Here is an 18,784-nt window from a genome sequence, read left to right on the forward strand (position 1 = left end):
TATCATAATAACATTTGAATATGAGTAAAGCAGGAAAACAAGTCATGGACATCAAGACCTCCAAGGGGCTTGCACAGTCAAGCAACGAGGAGCTGAGGGCATGGACGGACAAGGGATGGGAGCAGGCTATGCGTGAGGGAAACTACGACAGAAGCCGCGAACATCTCAACTTCGAGATCCAGAGGGGTGGCATCGTGACCCCAATAGACAAGAGCCGTCCGTTAACAAGACGTATGGCAGAAAATCTTGCCTCACGTGGCATCAAAGACCCCAACGAAGGACTGGATGAACCACGCTACCGAACAGTGGTCAACTTCATCTTCGGTGGCTCTACAGAACGTATGCGTGAGTTAGCCTTTGGCAACCAAGAGGTAGATTTCGAGAGTAAGAAGGGCAATGAGCATATCCGCAGAATGCCAGAGATAGAGGAATGGGCAAAGGACATCTATCGTTTCGTGGCTGACAAATATGGTGAAGAAAACATCATATCGTTCATTGTCCACTGTGACGAGAAAAACCCTCATGTGCATTGTGCGCTTCTTCCTATTGACGAGGAAAAGAAGTTCGCATTCAAGAAAATCTTCCATGGTCAGAACCGTGTTGATTTCAAGAACTACATGCTTGCGCTGCATGATGAGCTGGCAAAGGTGAACGAGAAATGGGGTCTTACAAGAGGGGTGTCGATAACAGAGACTGGTGCCAGACACCGCTCGACGGAAGAGTACCGGCGATGGCTCGCCAACGAATGTGTGACACTCGAAGCTCAGATGGATAACACCCGAAGAGCTCTGAAAGACCTCAATGTCGAACTGGCTATTGCCCAGAAAAAACAGAAGTCCTTCACCTCTATGATAGAGAATCTGAAGGCAGAGAAGGAAAGGCTGGAGGATGAGCTCCGACCGTTACGTGAACTGCAAGCCAACAGCGATAGCATCAGTGCGGGGATTGCCCGTAAGATTCAGCACCTGGAGCAGCAGAAGGCCTTGGTTGAGACGAAACTGGCAGACAAAGAGAAGAAACTCGATGAGACTAACCAGTTGCTTGACACTCTCCGCAAGGATAAGGCGGAGATAGAGCAGCAGGCAAGTGAACTGGAAGAGAAAGCCAACAGGTCTGAACTTTCATGGGCTCACAATATGAGCTATCATCTGAATGGTGTCATCCTTGATACGATGGCACAGGAGTTCACTTCGCGTTTCCCCAAACTGCCAGATAATGTCAAGCTCGACTTCGACGGTACATTGCTCATGCAGCTGGCAGAGGAAGGGAACCATGTCGTAAAGGTTGCGCTCAATCTGGTATGTGGCTTCATCGATGATGCTACAACCATCGCTCAGACTCATGGTGGCGGTGGAGGTGGTCCCAGTTCCGGCTGGGGACAACGTCCCGATGAAGATGACCGTGAGTGGGCACGCCGATGCCTGGCCATGGCTCGTAAGATGTGCAAGCCTTCTGTCATCAGAAAAAAGAAAATGTGACATCAGCTCGTTTGTTTACACCTCGTATTAACAATTAAATCCATAACACAAAATGAGAAAGAAAATTCTTATCATATCTATGTCCTGCCTTGCAGCAATGACGATAAAGGCAGAACCTGTCCACCAGTATGAGGACAGTATCATTCATCAGAAATCGTTCAGTCAGGAGCCTATGCTCTTGTCTGGCAATCCTACATATCTCAAGAATGTCAGCGAAGCAGCCAACTGGGGTAGAAATTGGTTCATTGAAGTAAAGGGCGGGGCTTCTGCTTTTCTTGGGTCGCCCATCGGTTGTGGGGATGTGTTCGACAGAGTGAAGCCTGCATTGCAGGTGGAACTCGGCAAGTGGTTCACACCCGCAATCGGTGGACGTATAGGATTCCAAGGACTGTCATTCAAGAATGCTGAGTTCAAAAGCATGAAATATCAGTTCATTCACGCTGACTTCATGTATAACCTGACATCCGGCATACGCTGTAACGAGAATGGAATACCTCTTTGGGATGTGATACCATATCTTGGAGTTGGTATGATACACAACTCTGACTGGTCGGGCTCATGTACTTGCTCAGGAGGTTCAAGTGGCAGCCATCCGTTCGCCTTTTCATATGGTATCGAGGCACGATACCGCCTCAATGACCGTCTTCATCTCGTTGCCGGGATAAGCGGAATGACAACAGCCAAGAACTTTGATGACATCGGCACCTCAACAAAATTCGGGGACCACATGCTAACCGTCTCAGCAGGCTTGTCCTTTACCATTGGCAAGACAGGATGGAAGCGTGTCATTGACGCTGCTCCCTATATTGAGGAAAATGTATATCTGAGAGACTACATCGACCAGATGAAAATGGAGAATGCCCGTCTTCAAAAACGACTGGCTGGAGAAGATGATGTCAAAACCATCTATCCGAAAAACAGCTACAGCGGTCTCAACTCTCTCCGTGCCCGTCTCTCCATGTCTGGCTCTTCAAACTTACAGGACAGCAACATGGACTCTGAGGATTGGAAAGCGGATGGCAATGGTAAGAATGAGGGTTTGACAGATGAAGATGGTCACACTAACCAGATAAGAATAGGTCTGGGAATACCTGTGTATTTCTTCTTTCAAATCAACTCGGACAAACTCGTTGACGATTCTCAAATGGTCAATCTCGATGAGATTGCACGTATCGCAAAAGATGAGAATCTGAAAGTGTCAATATCAGGTGCAGCAGACAGTGCTACAGGTACTCAGTCAGGAAACCAGGAACTCGGGCAACGACGTGCCAACTATATTGCCAAGTGTCTCGTGGAACGGGGTATAAAAGAGTCCCAGATACAGATTAAGAACTATGGCGGTATAGACAAGTACGAAGCGAATGAAGCCAACCGATTCACTATCGTGGTTCTGTCCAAGTAGTCAAATGCTTGAAGCAGGCGTTCAGTCGTGTGTTAATGAATACATGTACACACTTATACATGTGTACATAGTCATAGACAATGCCTGTTCCATGAATATTGAACGCACTAAAAACTTTTTTTCATAATAACTGGGTGCTTGCTCGTGATGAGTAGGCACCTTTGCTTTTATGGTGACATCATTACAGAAGATACCGAATAATTCTTCTCCTTTTATGCTCAAAAAGCTCGGAATAATCAAAATTTTCGCTTATCGCGTCATTTTTACGCCAAAATATTTGGTTGCGTCAAAATAACGCAGTATCTTTGCACCAGTAATTGAAAAACCATGTAGTATGTACACATATAAATATCCTCATCCTGCTGTCACTACAGACAGTGTAATATTTGGCTTTGATGGGTCGAGCATAAATATTCTCCTCATAGAGCGAGGTCTGGAACCATATAAAGGGAGTTGGGCTTTGCCAGGAGGTTTCCTCCGTATGGACGAAACGGTCGAGGAGGGAGCCAAACGAGAACTTTGCGAAGAGACAAATATAAAAGATGTCTATTTGGAGCAGTTCCATGTATTCAGCGGTGTCAATCGTGACCCTCGTGAAAGGGTGCTGACGGTTGCATTCTTTGCCTTAGTGAGCAAAAATGACTTCAAGGTGTTGGCTGGTGACGATGCAAACAAGGCGCAATGGCATGAGTGGAATCACCTGCCACCTTTAGCCTTTGATCATGCTGAGATTATCAGTATGGCGAGAAAGAAACTACAGGAGAAACTGAGAGTGTCGCCCATCGCCTTCAAACTATTGGACAATGAGTTTAAGATGGACGAACTGCAGCGTATCTACGAACTGATACATGAGAAGAAGTACGACCGGCGTAACTTCATGCGTAAGATGGAGGCTTCTGGCTTTCTATCAAAAAAAGAACAGGAAGATAATCGCGTATGCAATACTATGCTTCCTGGTGACATGGATGAAGTTGCTTCCCAACGTACCCTCTATGTGTATTCTTTTGACGAAGAAGCGTTTGATAAGGCGAGTGCATCCAAGGAATGGAGAAAATATCCTTTTGACTTTTAATAATATCTGGTTATGAAATCAATTACAGTAATCCGAACTTCGGATTTGAGTTTACCTCATTCGGTACGCTCTTACATAGACGGCTGTGCGCATGAATACTCCGAGACTGATCCTTGGACAAAAATTGCACAATTAGCTTATCGGCTAAAGCGTGGAGCAAATCTATTGCCTGATTTTTTGGAAGACATAGAGCGACACATGGAACACCCTGCTTATCAGAGCTATGAGAATACGGCAAAGCAGAGTATAGCTTCCTATATCGAACTACTGCGCATTGACGAAAACTACATCTTTACGATAGAGTTAGCAGAAAGCAACAGCTTCAAGAAATTATTTCAGTTACTGACAGAAGAGATACTCTATCGCTATTGGGAGGAGAATGTCAATGATGATAAGGTAGTGTGTCATTTCGATGATGTGCATTATAGCTACAATGAGATAGCCTCACGCTATGCCAATTCGCCAACATTAAAACGTGACTTTATCAAGTATATCTCAACCTCTCAGGAAACACTCCGTAACATTGAAGTAGAGAAGTACAACCTGGACTTGAAAAACGGATGGGCAATGCTTGCCGAGGATCTTTACGGGTATACACTATGGTCTGACAAGGAAGAGGATGAACGCATATATCCAGGCGATGACTCATTCATTCACGATTTCAACAATAAAGTTGAATCAAAGTATAAGTATGTTGTGGGTGTACCTCCCATGCCATTCTCAGGTAATCTTCTCGATGCCAAGGTTGTCATTCTGACGTTGAATCCTGGATATGTGGAGAAGGTCAACAAAACTCAGTGTATGGCAATGATACCAGCCCAAAAAGAGCAGTTGCTGAGCTTAATGAGAAACGCATTGACCTTTCAGGGAGAAGGCATTTATGACGGATATGAATGTTCGAGAGTTCAAGGTGATTATTACTGGCAGAAGGCTTTTGAGCAACTTGCAATGGAGGCATACGGAAGTCCTTCATCAGAGATATATCATCCTATCTACCATGACATTGCATTCTTTCAGCTCATCGGCTATCACTCCGAGAAGTTCAGGTACTCAGCAGGTATAAAGCATTTGCCTTCGACGATATTCACCAACCTGTTGGCAAAGTATCTTGCTACGAAAACAGACAAGACTTTTCTCATTCTACGCTCTGAGTCCCTCTGGAAGGAAACCTTTGGTGAAGAAGTGTGGAATAAACTGGAAGAAGAAGGTCGCTTGATTACCAAGGGGCATAAAGGGATGTCTCAGAAGATAACACGAGGGAACCTCAAAAAAGACAATGGATTCGACAAACTTGTCAATATATTAAAGCCTAACAAACATGAATAAAAACAGAACAGAGGACCCCAATATTGCCTCAGAGAGAATAGATGTTCTTGAAAAGGGTGAGATTTTCGTATTTGGCAGCAACCTCGCTGGTCATCACATGGGCGGTGCAGCAAGAGCCGCTCACAAGAAATTCGGTGCTGAATGGGGCGTTGGTGTAGGACTTACAGGCCAGTCCTATGCCATACCGACCATGCAGGGAGGTGTTGAAACTATCAGACCATACGTTAACCAATTTATTAATTTTGCTGAGAGAAATCCAGATATGAAGTTTCTCGTTACACGTATCGGATGCGGTATCGCAGGTTTCAAGGACGAGGAGATTGCCCCTCTTTTCAGAAAGGCGGTTCCCGTAAGCAACATATACCTGCCTCAGAAGTTCTACGACATCCTTTTGGAGCCTTACTTGAAGCATTGCTTCTATTATGGCAAAAATGTTCCAGAGGATTATGGGGCGCACGTAGGACACATGTATGAGAAAAATTGGGTTTATTTTCATTTTGGCAATGAGAATGGTCTTTACAGTGAAACGATATGTTACATTCAGCATGGTCTTGGGGATTTCCATGCTAACGATGGAGTTCCTATCTCTATGAAAGCCATTCTATTCAACCGTTTCTGCCATTGGGGATATGGAGAAACGCCTGATACCTTCAGACGATGGTATGAAAGCATTGACTATACCAATACACGGATAAAGGTTAATGAACCACGCAATGTATCATTGAACTACTATAATCCGCTGTTGATAAGCGCAGTTCTTGGAGACATTGCAGGTAGCATCTATGAGTTCAGTCCAAACAAGAGCACGGACATCGTTCTTCAGGACAGCAGAATGGACTATACGGATGATACCATCATGACCATAGCCGTAGCAGATTGGATTCTGAACGACAAAAAGCTGACGAAGAAAGGGCTGGTCGCCCGTATGCAGGCTTGGGGACACAAATACCCTCATCCTATGGGAGCCTACGGCAATATGTTTTCTGAGTGGTTGCACTCTGACAATCCGAAGCCCTATAAATCCTGGGGCAATGGAGCTGCTATGCGAGTTGCTGCTGTTGGCTTTGCCTTCTCTACATTGGAAGAGACCTTGAAGGTCGCGAAGAAGTCCGCAGAGGTTACCCACAACCATCCGGAAGGAATAAAAGGTGCTCAGGCAACTGCGGCGGCAATCTTCCTGGCACGCACAGGACACACCAAGGAAGAAATACGTCGATACATAGCAGAGACATTCGATTATGACTTGAATAGAACCTGTGATGATATTCGTCCTACATACAGTTTTGACGGTAGCTGTCAAGGTACAGTGCCAGAGTCTATCATTGCTTTCCTTGATAGCAAAGACTATGAAGATGCCTTGCGACTCTGTATCTCTCTTGGAGGTGATGCTGATACGATGGGGGCGATTACGGGTGCCATAGCAGGAGCATACTACCACCAGATACCTGCTTCTTTATATGAATTTGGCATAAACAAACTGCCCGAGGACATGAAAGATATAATAAATAAGTTCGACAGGGAGCATGGTAGAATCGTGTCATATAAATGGTACAATCCAGAGTTTCCCAAAGAAGATTTGGTCAGAAAGGTCAGGTCTGGTGAAATTTTTATTTGAGGCAAACTTTGATTTAAACAGATGACTCTTGAATCTCTCAACCATCTGACTCCCAATGTTCTAAAAAGTAACAATAAAATACAATAAAAACATAATATAATATATTGATAATCAGTAAATAAATGCTCAAAAAAGCTTAACCCGATTTAACGAAAAATTCTTGTTTTTGAGAGGCAAAATGATGTACCTTTGTACCGTGATTAGTCGACAAATCATCATGTTTCATTCAAAAAAAACAATATGATAATTACAGAAAAAGAAAAGAGTTTGGCGGTTTTCTCAAGTCTGCTCTTCAGGCACTACCCAGAGTTAAAAGAACAATTGCATGGCGTATTGAGGTCATATCACAAAGCTGTGGGAATGGTCTGTCATACAAAAGACTATTGGGTCAGAGATTTCATGCCTGCACAGGCGGATGAAGATGTGTTCGTGAGGTTCATCTTCAATCCGGATTATCTGCAAGACAAAAAGAAATACATTACTGACGTTGATAAGGTTATCAAGAACAGCCCTTTTGCACAGAAATACAAAATTGTAAACATACCTATCATTCTTGATGGAGGCAACTTGGTGTTCTGTAAAGGAAATAAGGAGCACGAGGAGACTGCATTCGTCGTTATGACCGAAAAGGTGTTAGCTGAGAATCCACAACTCTGTAAAAAGCAGATAGAAAAGCTTTTCAAAGACGCATTTCTTGAACCCAATCTGATTATTGTATGGCTCCCTTGGGACAAGGAAGACACTTTCGGACATACAGATGGTATCGTTAGATACGTTGGCTACAATACGTTGGGACGACCCAAAGTCTTGGTTAACCTTGAATTGTATGACGAGAAAATTGCAGAACAGATGTACGATGCTCTCAGTGAACATTTTGATGTTATCGAACTGGAGCTTAGTGAATATGACGATTTGAGCTGGGCTTATATCAACTGCCTACAAACGCAAGACTTCATCATAATCCCTGGCATAGGCAATACCATCACGGACGCAGAAGCCTTGAAGCAATACAAGGAGTTATTCCCTGAATACAAAGGCCATATCTATCAGGTGCAGATGCGTGAGTTCATTGAGGAACATGGAGGTGCATTGAATTGTCTGACATGGACGATCAAGGAAAACTATCAGAAGAATCTTTGCAAGGGTGCGCATATACCATTAGCCGATCTTGAAGACAACATGGATTGTCCTCATTATCAGTAAGAGATATATAATCTATTTAACAAAATTAACAATTTGCAATTATGAATAACATACTAAACAGAGTTCATGAACTCATTAAAATCAGTGACAGACAAGAAATCGTAAAGGTTCTTCAAAATCTGGAGAAATACATCCTATGCAATTATCAAATGCGTGTTTTTGATAATATCGTCCAGATGAAAGAAATCGAAATCTATTATAAGAACGAAGGTGTCGGATATATTGATACGACTATGCATGGTCGAGAACGTCAAAAGAATAATTTCAACAATTTATACCTTCATGGTGCGGGGATAGATATTTGTTTATCTGACAGCGAGGATTTTTATCTTTCAATTCTGATTAGAGGAGGATATGTTGTAGGCAAAGATAATTGTAAAGCATATAAACATGGTCCGATTCTTCTTTACGATGCCGTTATTCCGAAGAAGGCTAATGTCGATAATCAGCCACCTATTCTTGAACCATTAGAAACACCTTACATTGAAGATGTATTCTATGCGGTTCGTTATGGGGTTCGTAAGATGACAGAAAATCATGGTGTCCAAGTAAGACAAGAAGATAAGGAACTTCTCCTTAGAGCTTATCTGGGTGACGTTAAGGACATTCCATGCACAGAATTGCCAGGTAAACTCTCATTCGTGAAACTTTGAGCAAATGAAATCATTTGTTCTCATAGGACTCAGCAGACATCGCATCGGTGTGGACGGTGCAGGTGTGACAACACTTGTGGCATTCCACGGATGCCCTTTGCGCTGTAAGTATTGCCTGAATCCAAAGGCTCTATATCTAAATGGGGTATGGAAGAGATTTATTCCCGAAGAACTGTACAATCATGTGAAGCAGGATGATCTCTATTTCCGTGCAACCAGTGGCGGAGTGACGTTCGGTGGTGGTGAGCCTCTGCTCTCATGTAAAGAGATACTGCACTTTCATAAGATATGCAGGGATAATGGGCATCAATGGAAAATTAACATTGAAACCTCGCTCAATGTGCCGCTGATATTTGTGGAGATGCTGGAGGGAATTGTTGACCACTGGATAGTGGACATCAAAGACATGAATCCCGAAATATACAAGGCATATACAGGGGCTGACAACAGGCAGGTCATCGAAAATCTTCAGCATCTGATTGATAATAAAGCAAGTGTTACAGTTAGAGTACCGTTGATACCATCGTTCAATACCGAGGCTGATGTAGAGCATAGTATTGCCATCCTGAAAAAGATGGGAGTTCGAGACATTGATAGATTTACCTACATAATAAGAAACTGAAGTTTCCCACCCTTTGAAAGGTGGTTTTAGAATGTAAAAATAGATGTAAAATAATGGTCAAAAAATAACAGAAATTGAAGAAAATTTTGTAAATTTGTAGTGATCAAACAACAAGTTTCAAAACCTAATTCAACTTCTGTTATGACTGCAAATTTAGACAAAATTCACGAGATGTACAAACTTCTGAACGATAAAGATCACGTTAACCACGATATTCTTTCGAATTTCGGTCAGTTCGGTCTTGCCCAAACCCTCCGCCGTCTCAATATGGAGAAGCAGCAAGGCGTTTCTGCCGTTCAGCTCATCATGGCATTGTGCCTTTTCCGCATCAACGGTGAGAGCATCTTCAGCATGTACCGCAAGAATTTTCATGACCTCCTGACAACAGGCAAGAACTGCTACTACCGCATGCTCAATCGTGAGACAATGGATTGGCGTACTTTGCTCCTTCGTATGGCAGTACGTTTCCTTGCTATCCTCAAGAAAGAGAATGCCGAGGAAACGAAACAGCCCAAGTGCTACATCATAGATGATACGACTTTGGAGAAGACGGGCTTCAGCATTGAGGGTATCAGTCGTGTCTTTGACCATGTCACCCACAAATACGTCCTTGGCTTCAAACTCAACCTGCTTGCATTCTTCGACGGACGCTCAACCATACCCGTTGACTTTACACTCCATCGTGAGAAAGGCAGTGAGAAGAATTACGGTCTCAGTGAGGAAGAATGTTCTCGTCAGTACTCAAAGAAACGCAGCAGTGAGAATGCTGACGCTGTGAGATTCAAAGAGTTAGACTCCAAAAAGAATGATGCTGCCATTGAAATGATGAAGCGTGCATGGAAAGCAGGCATTCGTGCCGCATATGCTCTTTGTGACACTTGGTACACTTCAGAGAAATTTATCCATGACGTACGCACCATAGGAGGTGGCAAGGTACATTTCCTCGGTATGGCAAAGATGGGCAAGCAACGTTACAAGGTACGCGGATTCCTTGAGAATGCCTACGAACTCATTGCTCGCTATGAACGTACCGAGACAAAGAACTGCAGGAAGTACAACTGCAAGTATTTCTACGTTACAGGTTTCATGGGTGAAGAGGTTGTACGCATCTTCTTTGTAAAGTACGGTATGAACCATAATTGGAACATCCTTATCACCTCTGATATTACCATGAACTTTGAGAAGTGCTTTGAGACATACCAGATCAGATGGAACATTGAAGTACTGAACAAAGAGAGCAAGCAGTATCTTGGACTCGGCACATACCAGGGACGTGACTTTGATGGTCAGGTTGCGGATTGTACACTCTGTTATATGACCTATCTCGTAATGGCGGTGGACAAACGACTTAATGATTATGAGACCTACGGGGCTCTGTTTGAACATCAGCGTGAGGACTTGATGGCACTTACACTTTGGAAGCGCATCCTTGATATAATCATGCGTATAATGAAGGCTCTTGCGGAACTTATCGGTATTTCTGCCGAAGAACTCGTAGAAACCCTCATCAGAGACGAGAAATCCCTTACCAAGTACGAGGTTATGCTCAACGCACTGGAAGAGTACGAGGAAGCTGCGTAATCATTATGTATAACATATTAAACATATATTCAATTAGTTAAATCAAATTAATCCACCATATAAAGGGTGGGAAACTTTAGTAAGAAATCATTAGACATGGAAACTGGAAAAAGAATTTGTCAAGCACTGAAGAATCTTCGCAAGCGCATAGCAGATGCAAACGAGATTCCTTTTGAAATAGAAGAGTGTACCCACAAGGGCGATTGCCCCGGTACTTGTCCCAAATGCGAGTCTGAGCTACGTTACCTGATGGAATCCATTAACCAACGGGAACAGGAAGGAAAACCTGTTGTTGTAGATGGTTTGATGAGTGAAGCGGAATTGCGTCAAGCATTTGACATCGAGCCAATTTGTCCAGAAATACCCCAAAAGCAAGAAGAGGTATTCTTACAAGGTATGCCTGTACCTCCCAGTGAACCTATGAGGTTGATGGGTGACATTGCAGCTCCGTCAAACTCAGATTTTGCAGCAATCATTGCAAGAGAACTATTGGCAAAGACGGATGGTAACATTGTCTTCTCGCCCGTTGGTTTATGCCGTATGCTTGAAATGCTTCAGGAAGGAATGGATTATGATAGCCCTATCTATGAAAGGGTTAATCAACTTATCCTTGGGTTTAATAGCAATCTGGAACCCACCTATGATGAGAACTTTAGGCTGGAGCACGCATCAAGTATCTGGTACAACAAGTCAATGGGCACCATTCATGAGGATTATATTGACGTACTTGAACATGGTTATGATTCAGAGGCTCATCATGCCAACTTTGCTCAGAAGGAGCATGTGAAACAGAACATAGACAAATGGGTATCTGACAACACCCACCAGATGATAAAGTCTCTCGACACAGAAATCGGTCAGGATGCCTTGATGCTTGTACTTGATGCCATCTACATGAATGGGAAATGGGAATCTCCGTTCGACCCTGACTATACTGAAACGGACACATTCTATAACGAAGATGGTTCAGAGACAGACGTTGAGATGATGTATCAGAACATTGAAGAGGCAGAATACGCTGAGACAGAAAAATATCAGGTCATTCGTCTGCCTTATCGGGATCATGCACATAACATGGTCTTGGTGCTGCCAAAAGAGGGAATAGGCATTGAAAGCATTATGGAAACGGCTGATTGGGTGGATGATGAGACCGACATTTGCGAAGTGGATTTTTACATGCCACGCTTCCGATTCGACAACACGCTATCATTTGAAGATGTTCTGCGTGAGTTGGGACTTGGAAACATGTTTGACAAGGATGATTGCTTCCCAAAGATAACAGACGAACCTGCGCAGATCAGTCAGATAAAGCAGCAGTGCGTCATCAACGTGGAGGAAGAAGGTACTGAAGCAGCCGCTCTGACCATAGCAGAATGCGACTTGGGATGTCCGCCGCCAGATGAAATGCTGCAACCTCTGACAATGAGGTTAGACAGACCATTTGCGTTTGCAATAACAGGCGAATATAATGAATTGCTCTTTATGGGTGTCGTAAAGAACCTGAAATAACATAATCAGCCGCAAGACAACACATCTTGCGGCTGATAATTGTTCGTTGACATGTAAAACTTTACCGATGAAAGGCTGATTTAGCTACATGCTCTTCTTGCTGATATTCCTTCATGTCCTGGAGTTGTTCATGGACTCCCTGAATGTTCATGTCCATGGATTGGTCGTGGTCGTAGGGAAATGAATGCTTAACAGATAATCCGATATTTGTTACGGTTCCAACATCTATGCTGTCCTTCTCCTTGTTGTACTGAAGATAGAGGAGAGAATCATTAGGCATGTGCAAGATGGGGAGCTTACGTGTAGCCATTGCAGTAAATGCCTCATGGGTCATTTCCCGTGCAACCTCCTTCACATCCTCACTGGCACGACCGATGCCATAGCGTGTTATATGATTGCGGACATCCTGCTCTGAATACTTGGCAAATACTTCATAAGTACCTCCCACGCTACCGTTATACACTACGGCGAAGTCCTTGTCCTCAATCAGCAGGTCATCGCCCCTGTTTTGACATGGTTTCTTATAGGTCTGCTCTTCATCCATGCCGTTTCCGTCATAGTAATTCTTGGCAAGTCTCAGCAGTCCATCATAGTCACCGCGCTCTTTCAGCTTGTCCAATTCCGAGGTGTCATCGGTCGATTGCAGATAGGCAACGGACGCATAATAGACCTTCTCTTTCGTTTCGGAAGGTTCCGTCTGACTTTTGTATTGAGCAAAAGCCTCCTGAAAGTTTCGGTCAAGGTCTTTGGTGTGGTCATAGGGAAGGGTGAACTTTACCTCCAGTCCTTTATCCGTTGGGACAGCGACTTTCACAGAGTCCTCCTTCTCATGATGCTGGATGTACACCGCGGAACCATTATAGGCTAAGACAGCATGGTCTCCGTCCTCTACAGACAGATAGCTTTTTCCATTTCCGTTATCCTGCCTGACGGATTCTTCCTTCTCAATCTCCAACGCCATCTTGTCAATGTGCTGTGTGAGCATCGAACTGGCTTTTTTCACGTCCATCAACGTGGTCTTTATGAACTGAGGAGACTCTTTCAGTGAGTCAAGCCAGGATTTCAGATAGGCAGCGGAATCACCCTTAAGGTGCTTGGTCATGCCGTATCGCTGTGCTGTCAAGGCAGCAGTCAGTTCAGCAACAAGCTCCTCTCGGGCATACTCTTCAGAACCGAAAGATGTAGGTTTGATACGGTTCAACTGCCCCTCTGCACCTGTGGAATGGGTCATTTCGTGAAAGAGATTGGAGTAGAATGATTCCCCATCCTTGAACTGCTTCTTCTCTGGCACAACAATCTCATTCTTGCTGATGGAATAGTATGCAGAGTCTCCAAAGATTGGCTTTATGGGGCAAATCCACCCGTCCTCTTTAATCATCTTGTCCACAGGTGGGAAAGAGAAGTCTTCGCCCATTTCCATCGGTTTTGACTGCCTACAGGATTCCTCGAGTTTCTTGTACAGCTCGGGACGTGCTTCCTGAAGATTGGTCTGCGAGACATTGAAGACGTTGTAAACCTGCAATTTTGGATATACATTATACTTCTGTCTCTGTTCCTCTGACATCAGTCTATAGTCATCATATTTCACCCTCTCCTTGGTCTCTTTGTCCACAACAGTAAAGGTGGTGATAAAGACAGGGAAGCTCTTCTCGCCTTTTAAAATGCTTACCTGTGGCAAAGCTTCACCACCATTGCCTTTCGCCTGCTGTCTCTTGCCTTGCTTGTCCTTGGTGAAGTTGAGCCCGGCGACACGGTCAAAAGTACAGAAAATCGGGAGCTTGTACCCATTCTTCTCGCAGTGCATCATAAGCATCAAGGCGTTCATGCCGTTGTATTCACGTCCAGAAAGGTTCTTTGGCCATGACAGCGAGCCCTCGGTGAACCAGGGCTTCTTCCAACCATCTTTGCTGCTCAGCGACTTGATGCGTTCAATCATCATGTCGGCAAAGAGATCGAGAGCCCTGTCTTCACTGGTCTTTCCATCTGTATTGTATTTCTTTTGTCCTGTCATATCAGTTTCGTTTAGTTAGACTGATTGGTAGATTTCTCCCACTGTGTGAGTTCTGTCACACGGCAAGTCAGGTCTATGCGGTCATTGAAGACTCCTATTTGCAGGTCTCCCTTGGCATTGATGCCAGCTTTTGCCTGTACCCATTCTTCTTTTGCTGAACCGAACTGCATGAAACGCACCCATGTGTAGGCATAAGCATCACCGTTTTTCTCACTGCTGTAAGCTGAGAACAGAGTATAGGGATTGCCCTTCTTGTCCGTCTTCACATCAACCTGTTTCCCGATGGTACCACGAAACTCCATGCTGCCAGTGATAGCGTCCTGACTACTGGCGTTGAAGTTGTTCACACCTGTAGCGGAGAGGTTGTAATAGACAATATCCCCTTTCTTGTGAAACTGGAGTACACCAGCCACCTCGATGCGTGAACCAACAGGATAATTGACGGCTTCGCCTTGGCTGTCCGTGTCTTTGGCAACACTGATTTCAATCGTCTTGTTGATGCCTGATTTGGCAGGGATAACGACTTTCACTCCGAACGAGATGAATTGTTTCCCTTCTTTGTTGGCACGAATCTGCGCCTGGCGTGATACGGTGCCACATACTGTTACGTTACATTTGATCATAATAGAATTGTTTTGTTGTACGAATTATCTGATTTGAACTGATTCTTGTCTGTCTGCCTGAGCACCCATGCCATTCTCATAATTCTGAGACATTTGGTGAGAGACAACAGCGGAGTTGATGATGGTGGCAATGGTTCTTCGTTTTTCTTCTTGACTTAACGCTGTGTTGCCAAGGGTCTGCTGTATCTTAACGATTTCTGCATTTGTAAGCTCACGGGAAAACTGCACGCTACCATTGTCCACTTGAAGGAATGGCTTGTTACCCTGTAGAGTGATGGAACAAATTCTATGAGAGGGAAGAAGAGAGGTGAGGTCGATGGACTTGGTGATGGCAGCTTCCGTTGCCTTCTGCATCTTCTCCTCCTCACTTTTGTTGTCAATCTGCAATGCAAGAGCCATGAGGGAGGTGAACATAGTCATCATGAGTTCTATCACAGGGTCTCCAAGAGGCATGTTAACGCCACTGTCTTCGGAAGACAGCAATTTCTTCATCCAGTCCTCTGGATTGCTTGCAACCTCTCTATCACTGTTTACATCTATTGGATTTTGTGCCTTATACTGGGCTGTTATATCCTTGCCGTTATACAGGGTCTGGAGAGTAATTCCTCCTTTCTGAGAAATCTCCGCCAGATAGGCAGCTGGATCTATATCCCTTTTCGTGCCATCCGATGACACACTCTTGACGCTGAAATGAAGGTGCTCGCCTGTTGTCCTTGTGCCAGTATTCCCAGACATGCCAAGTTTTTGTCCCGCATTCACTTCATCGCCAACCTTGACATCAATGCGGCTAAGGTGCATATACGTGCATTGGTACTTGTTGCCATTCGGTCTGTTGTATTCTACAGTGATATAACGACCGGCACCACCATCAGTGTTGTTGTTCACCTTGATGACTTTACCTTTGTCTTCTGTAGCAAGGATTTCGTCATGCTTCGCTTGGATGTCAATGCCCTTGTGCATCTGCTTTGTACCAGGATTCATTGGGTCATCCCTCATTCCGAACGGCGAGGTGACAAGCATAAATTCACTGCGCTTCAAGGGATAAGAGTAATGCTTGTTCTCTGAGTCCGTCTTAGCAGTTTGAGCTGTCTGCCCTTCGTTGCTACGAGGGTTGGCTGCAACACCGAAGGATTTGCCTTGCGCCTGCATCTCCTGCATCACCATGCGGTCATATTTCTGCAAGTCGTTAGCCTCAATGATGCTTTGAAGCGTGGAAGCATACTTGCCGCTGGAAGCATAGCCTGCCTTCTGCAGACCAGCAGTCCATCCCTTGTAGTCGTCAGGGGAGAGTTTGAAGAGGGCTGCATACCGCTTGTTCTCTTTCAGAAACTTGGAGTGGTGCTCGTAGGAGTCTCCCACAGAAGCATATTGACAGAACTTCTCATTTGGACGGTCATCGGTATAAACAAGGTATTTGCCTCCGTTCTGAATCCAACTGGAAGTAGCCTTGATGCCGAAATGATTGTTGCCCTTTCGAGACAGTTCACTTTGTCCGCTTGCGCTCTCACAGATGCCTTGTGCCAACGTAACAGAAGCAGGTATGCCATAGCGGCGCATCTGCTCCATGGCATACTCTGCATACTTCTCTATGTATTCTTTGTTCTTTGACATGTCGGTCTAAACATTAGCGGTGTCTTCCAGATGATTTGCTTTCTTCTTGCCTGGCACTTTCCACCACTTGGTTTTCAGCGGATTCCTGATTTTTTTTAGGAGCCTCCAACTGGTCACAGATGGCTACACGCTCGCCCGCCCGAATCAACTTGGGGAGATAGGTGTCAAGGGCATGGTATGGAAAACCTGCCATGCTGAGCGGCTTGCCCTCAATGTCCTTGGTGCGATTACTCCTGGTGAGTGTGATGCCAAGTATTTTGGAAGCTTTTTCCGCATCATTGCAGTATGTCTCATAGAAATCACCACAGCGGAACAGCAAAATGGCATCCGGGTGTTTGGCTTTGAGGTCGTAGAATTGTTTAAGCATGGGAGAGAGGCTGGCAGCAGCCACCGCCTTGGTCTCTGCCTTTGTCGTTTCTTCCTTGGCTTCTTCTTTTTGCTTCTCTTCCTTCTTGGAATCCTCCTCTGTCTTATCTTCCTGCTGAACAGGCTTCTGAGCGACATCCTCAGTCTGTGCCTCCTGCTCGGACTTGTCTGTACCTACAGCGACAGCATCTGTGCGACCCTTACGCAGAACATCTGCAAAGAGACTGGCAGCAAGATGCTTCTTGTAGTCCTGCATGTCATCCGCAAGCCAAAGGCGTTGCCATTGAGAGGGGGTGACCTCACGAGGTTTGAGCTTCTCTCCGTTTACCGTAGGCAAGCAGAGGATAACACTGGGTTGTGTCTCGGTGGCCTTGGTCTTGAAGATGTTGACTCTCTCAATCTGGTTGAGTTCTTCGGGAGTAGCATCGCTCTTGAAAATGTCAACCCTCTGTTCGGGCTTCTCTGTGGTGGCAAGGTAGTATTTCTGCGCCATATCCTGACGCATCGACTCTGTCACTTCCTCGTTACCTTGCTTCACGGTCGTGAAAAAGAGGTTGACATCTGTTTTGTCAGGATAGACACAGAAACTCTTCTCGTTCTCTGGCTTCATGTAGAGTGCCCACTTGCCGTCATCGTCCCGCATCATGAGAATCCTCTCGAAGTCAACGGCACCAGAACGCTTGACGGCATCCGACACGTCGAGAAGGGTGATGGTGTCTAAGTTCCATTTGTTGAGCCGGGCAACAGAAACAGCCTTTCCGTCAAAGAAACTGTCGTCAGGACGATAGCCCATGGAGCCATCGGCATTGTAGAAGGTGACCGTGTCATAACCTTCTTTCTGCAAAGCATGTTCGATACGTCCTTTTTTCATTCCTGGAATATCATTGTCTGCACCCAACGACGCTCCTTAGGGAAGCACCACGTCAGCTATCTTGCTGCTGGGGTCTTTGACGATGACAAACTCCTTGGTGTTCCTGTTAGGCAAGGTCTTGATTTCGTCTGCCACATAGAAATGCTTCGGAAGGATGCTGGGGATGGCGTTAATCTGTTTCTGTGCTACCTGGCTGTTGAGCTCTACTTTCTCTCCTCTTTCAGCCTTGTGGAGCATATCAACGGCATTGTTGACATCCCTTTCGACGATGTCCACCAGACAGGGGTTTTCTCTGAGTTCCCTTGACCAATAATCGGTCATTTTCATGCTTTCGAGAGAGAGTTTTGCCGAAATGCCCAATTCCTGCAACTTGACGGCAGTGGCAACCTCTACAACCAGGCGTTCCTGCTTATCGGCATCTTCCGGTGAGGTCTTGCCGTTCTTAACCGACATTCCTTCACGAGCAAGGCGTTGCTGATGACCTGTGGCATAGACGAGGAGAGAAACGGCATCTCTTGCGTAGTCCTCGTAGTGCTCGTAGGATGAGACTTTTGGCAAGAAGATGACATCCTTCGTGCTGTCGTAATGTGCCACTCCAGATGAGTCGGGACGGATTTCAACCATATACTGACCTGCGCTTGCCAACAAATTCTCTACTCTATGTCGGATCTCTTCTGAGGCTGCTGCCACATCGGCACGGTCTTCCAACCGCCCGTAGTCCTGTACCACCTTCTCATAGGAAGTCTTGTCAACCATGGGTAATGTAGTCTGCTCTATATTGAACAAGGCACGAACCTCACGGGTGCGGATGCCTTTGTAGTCGGACTGTTGTTCTGCCGTC

General features: G+C 45.0%; 15 protein-coding genes. 10 read left to right on the top strand and 5 right to left on the bottom strand.

Features of this window, described 5'->3' with window-relative positions:
• The first annotated feature begins 20 nt into the window (after nucleotides 1-20).
• From mobV to CIL02_RS01395, 10 genes are all read left to right on the top strand, one after another.
• Nucleotides 21-1,478 (top strand): MobV family relaxase, encoded by a 1,458-nt coding sequence (gene mobV / locus CIL02_RS01350; RefSeq protein WP_094398688.1) that lies wholly within the window; start codon nucleotides 21-23, stop codon nucleotides 1,476-1,478.
• 52 nt (nucleotides 1,479-1,530) lie between these two features.
• Nucleotides 1,531-2,880, top strand: coding sequence for an OmpA family protein (locus tag CIL02_RS01355; protein ID WP_094398689.1), 1,350 nt, complete (start codon nucleotides 1,531-1,533; stop codon nucleotides 2,878-2,880).
• Between the two features lie 334 nt (nucleotides 2,881-3,214).
• A complete protein-coding gene (locus CIL02_RS01360; RefSeq protein WP_094398690.1) occupies nucleotides 3,215-3,952 on the top strand; it encodes an NUDIX hydrolase in 738 nt (245 codons plus the stop codon).
• A 198-nt stretch (nucleotides 3,953-4,150) separates the two neighbouring features.
• Nucleotides 4,151-5,278 carry a hypothetical protein gene (locus CIL02_RS01365; protein WP_141210076.1) on the top strand — a complete coding sequence of 376 codons (1,128 nt, stop codon included), beginning with the start codon at nucleotides 4,151-4,153 and terminating at the stop codon, nucleotides 5,276-5,278.
• Nucleotides 5,271-6,893 (top strand): ADP-ribosylglycohydrolase family protein, encoded by a 1,623-nt coding sequence (locus CIL02_RS16600; RefSeq protein WP_240513487.1) that lies wholly within the window; start codon nucleotides 5,271-5,273, stop codon nucleotides 6,891-6,893. The genes CIL02_RS01365 and CIL02_RS16600 overlap by 8 nt, the downstream gene beginning before the upstream one ends.
• 240 nt (nucleotides 6,894-7,133) lie before the next feature.
• Nucleotides 7,134-8,096 (top strand): agmatine deiminase family protein, encoded by a 963-nt coding sequence (locus CIL02_RS01375; RefSeq protein ID WP_094398692.1) that lies wholly within the window; start codon nucleotides 7,134-7,136, stop codon nucleotides 8,094-8,096.
• Between the two features lie 41 nt (nucleotides 8,097-8,137).
• Entirely contained in the window at nucleotides 8,138-8,749 is a 612-nt protein-coding gene (locus CIL02_RS01380; RefSeq protein ID WP_094398693.1) for a hypothetical protein, read from the top strand.
• 4 nt (nucleotides 8,750-8,753) lie between these two features.
• The gene (locus tag CIL02_RS01385) at nucleotides 8,754-9,371 is read left to right on the top strand and encodes a radical SAM protein (protein WP_094398694.1); all 618 of its coding nucleotides are present in this window, start codon (nucleotides 8,754-8,756) and stop codon (nucleotides 9,369-9,371) included.
• 141 nt (nucleotides 9,372-9,512) lie between these two features.
• On the top strand, nucleotides 9,513-10,952 hold the full coding sequence (locus CIL02_RS01390) for a transposase (RefSeq protein ID WP_094398695.1): 1,440 nt from the start codon (nucleotides 9,513-9,515) through the stop codon (nucleotides 10,950-10,952).
• A 96-nt stretch (nucleotides 10,953-11,048) separates the two neighbouring features.
• On the top strand, nucleotides 11,049-12,461 hold the full coding sequence (locus CIL02_RS01395) for a serpin family protein (protein ID WP_094398696.1): 1,413 nt from the start codon (nucleotides 11,049-11,051) through the stop codon (nucleotides 12,459-12,461).
• A 61-nt stretch (nucleotides 12,462-12,522) separates the two neighbouring features.
• Here CIL02_RS01395 and CIL02_RS01400 read toward each other — a convergent pair whose 3' ends face one another.
• The 5 genes from CIL02_RS01400 to CIL02_RS16610 are packed head-to-tail and all read right to left on the bottom strand — an operon-like array spanning nucleotide 12,523 to nucleotide 18,699.
• Nucleotides 12,523-14,472, bottom strand: coding sequence for an ArdC family protein (locus CIL02_RS01400; RefSeq protein WP_094398697.1), 1,950 nt, complete (start codon nucleotides 14,470-14,472; stop codon nucleotides 12,523-12,525).
• 11 nt (nucleotides 14,473-14,483) lie between these two features.
• Nucleotides 14,484-15,095 carry a hypothetical protein gene (locus CIL02_RS01405; RefSeq protein ID WP_094398698.1) on the bottom strand — a complete coding sequence of 204 codons (612 nt, stop codon included), beginning with the start codon at nucleotides 15,093-15,095 and terminating at the stop codon, nucleotides 14,484-14,486.
• 24 nt (nucleotides 15,096-15,119) lie between these two features.
• A complete protein-coding gene (locus CIL02_RS01410; protein WP_094398699.1) occupies nucleotides 15,120-16,706 on the bottom strand; it encodes a glucosaminidase domain-containing protein in 1,587 nt (528 codons plus the stop codon).
• A gap of 13 nt (nucleotides 16,707-16,719) precedes the next feature.
• The gene (locus CIL02_RS16605; protein ID WP_240513488.1) at nucleotides 16,720-17,943 is read right to left on the bottom strand and encodes a hypothetical protein; all 1,224 of its coding nucleotides are present in this window, start codon (nucleotides 17,941-17,943) and stop codon (nucleotides 16,720-16,722) included.
• A gap of 36 nt (nucleotides 17,944-17,979) precedes the next feature.
• A complete protein-coding gene (locus tag CIL02_RS16610; RefSeq protein WP_240513489.1) occupies nucleotides 17,980-18,699 on the bottom strand; it encodes a zincin-like metallopeptidase domain-containing protein in 720 nt (239 codons plus the stop codon).
• Between the last annotated feature and the right edge of the window lie 85 nt (nucleotides 18,700-18,784).

This window comes from Prevotella sp. P3-122 (assembly GCF_002251365.1).
GTDB lineage: Bacteria > Bacteroidota > Bacteroidia > Bacteroidales > Bacteroidaceae > Prevotella.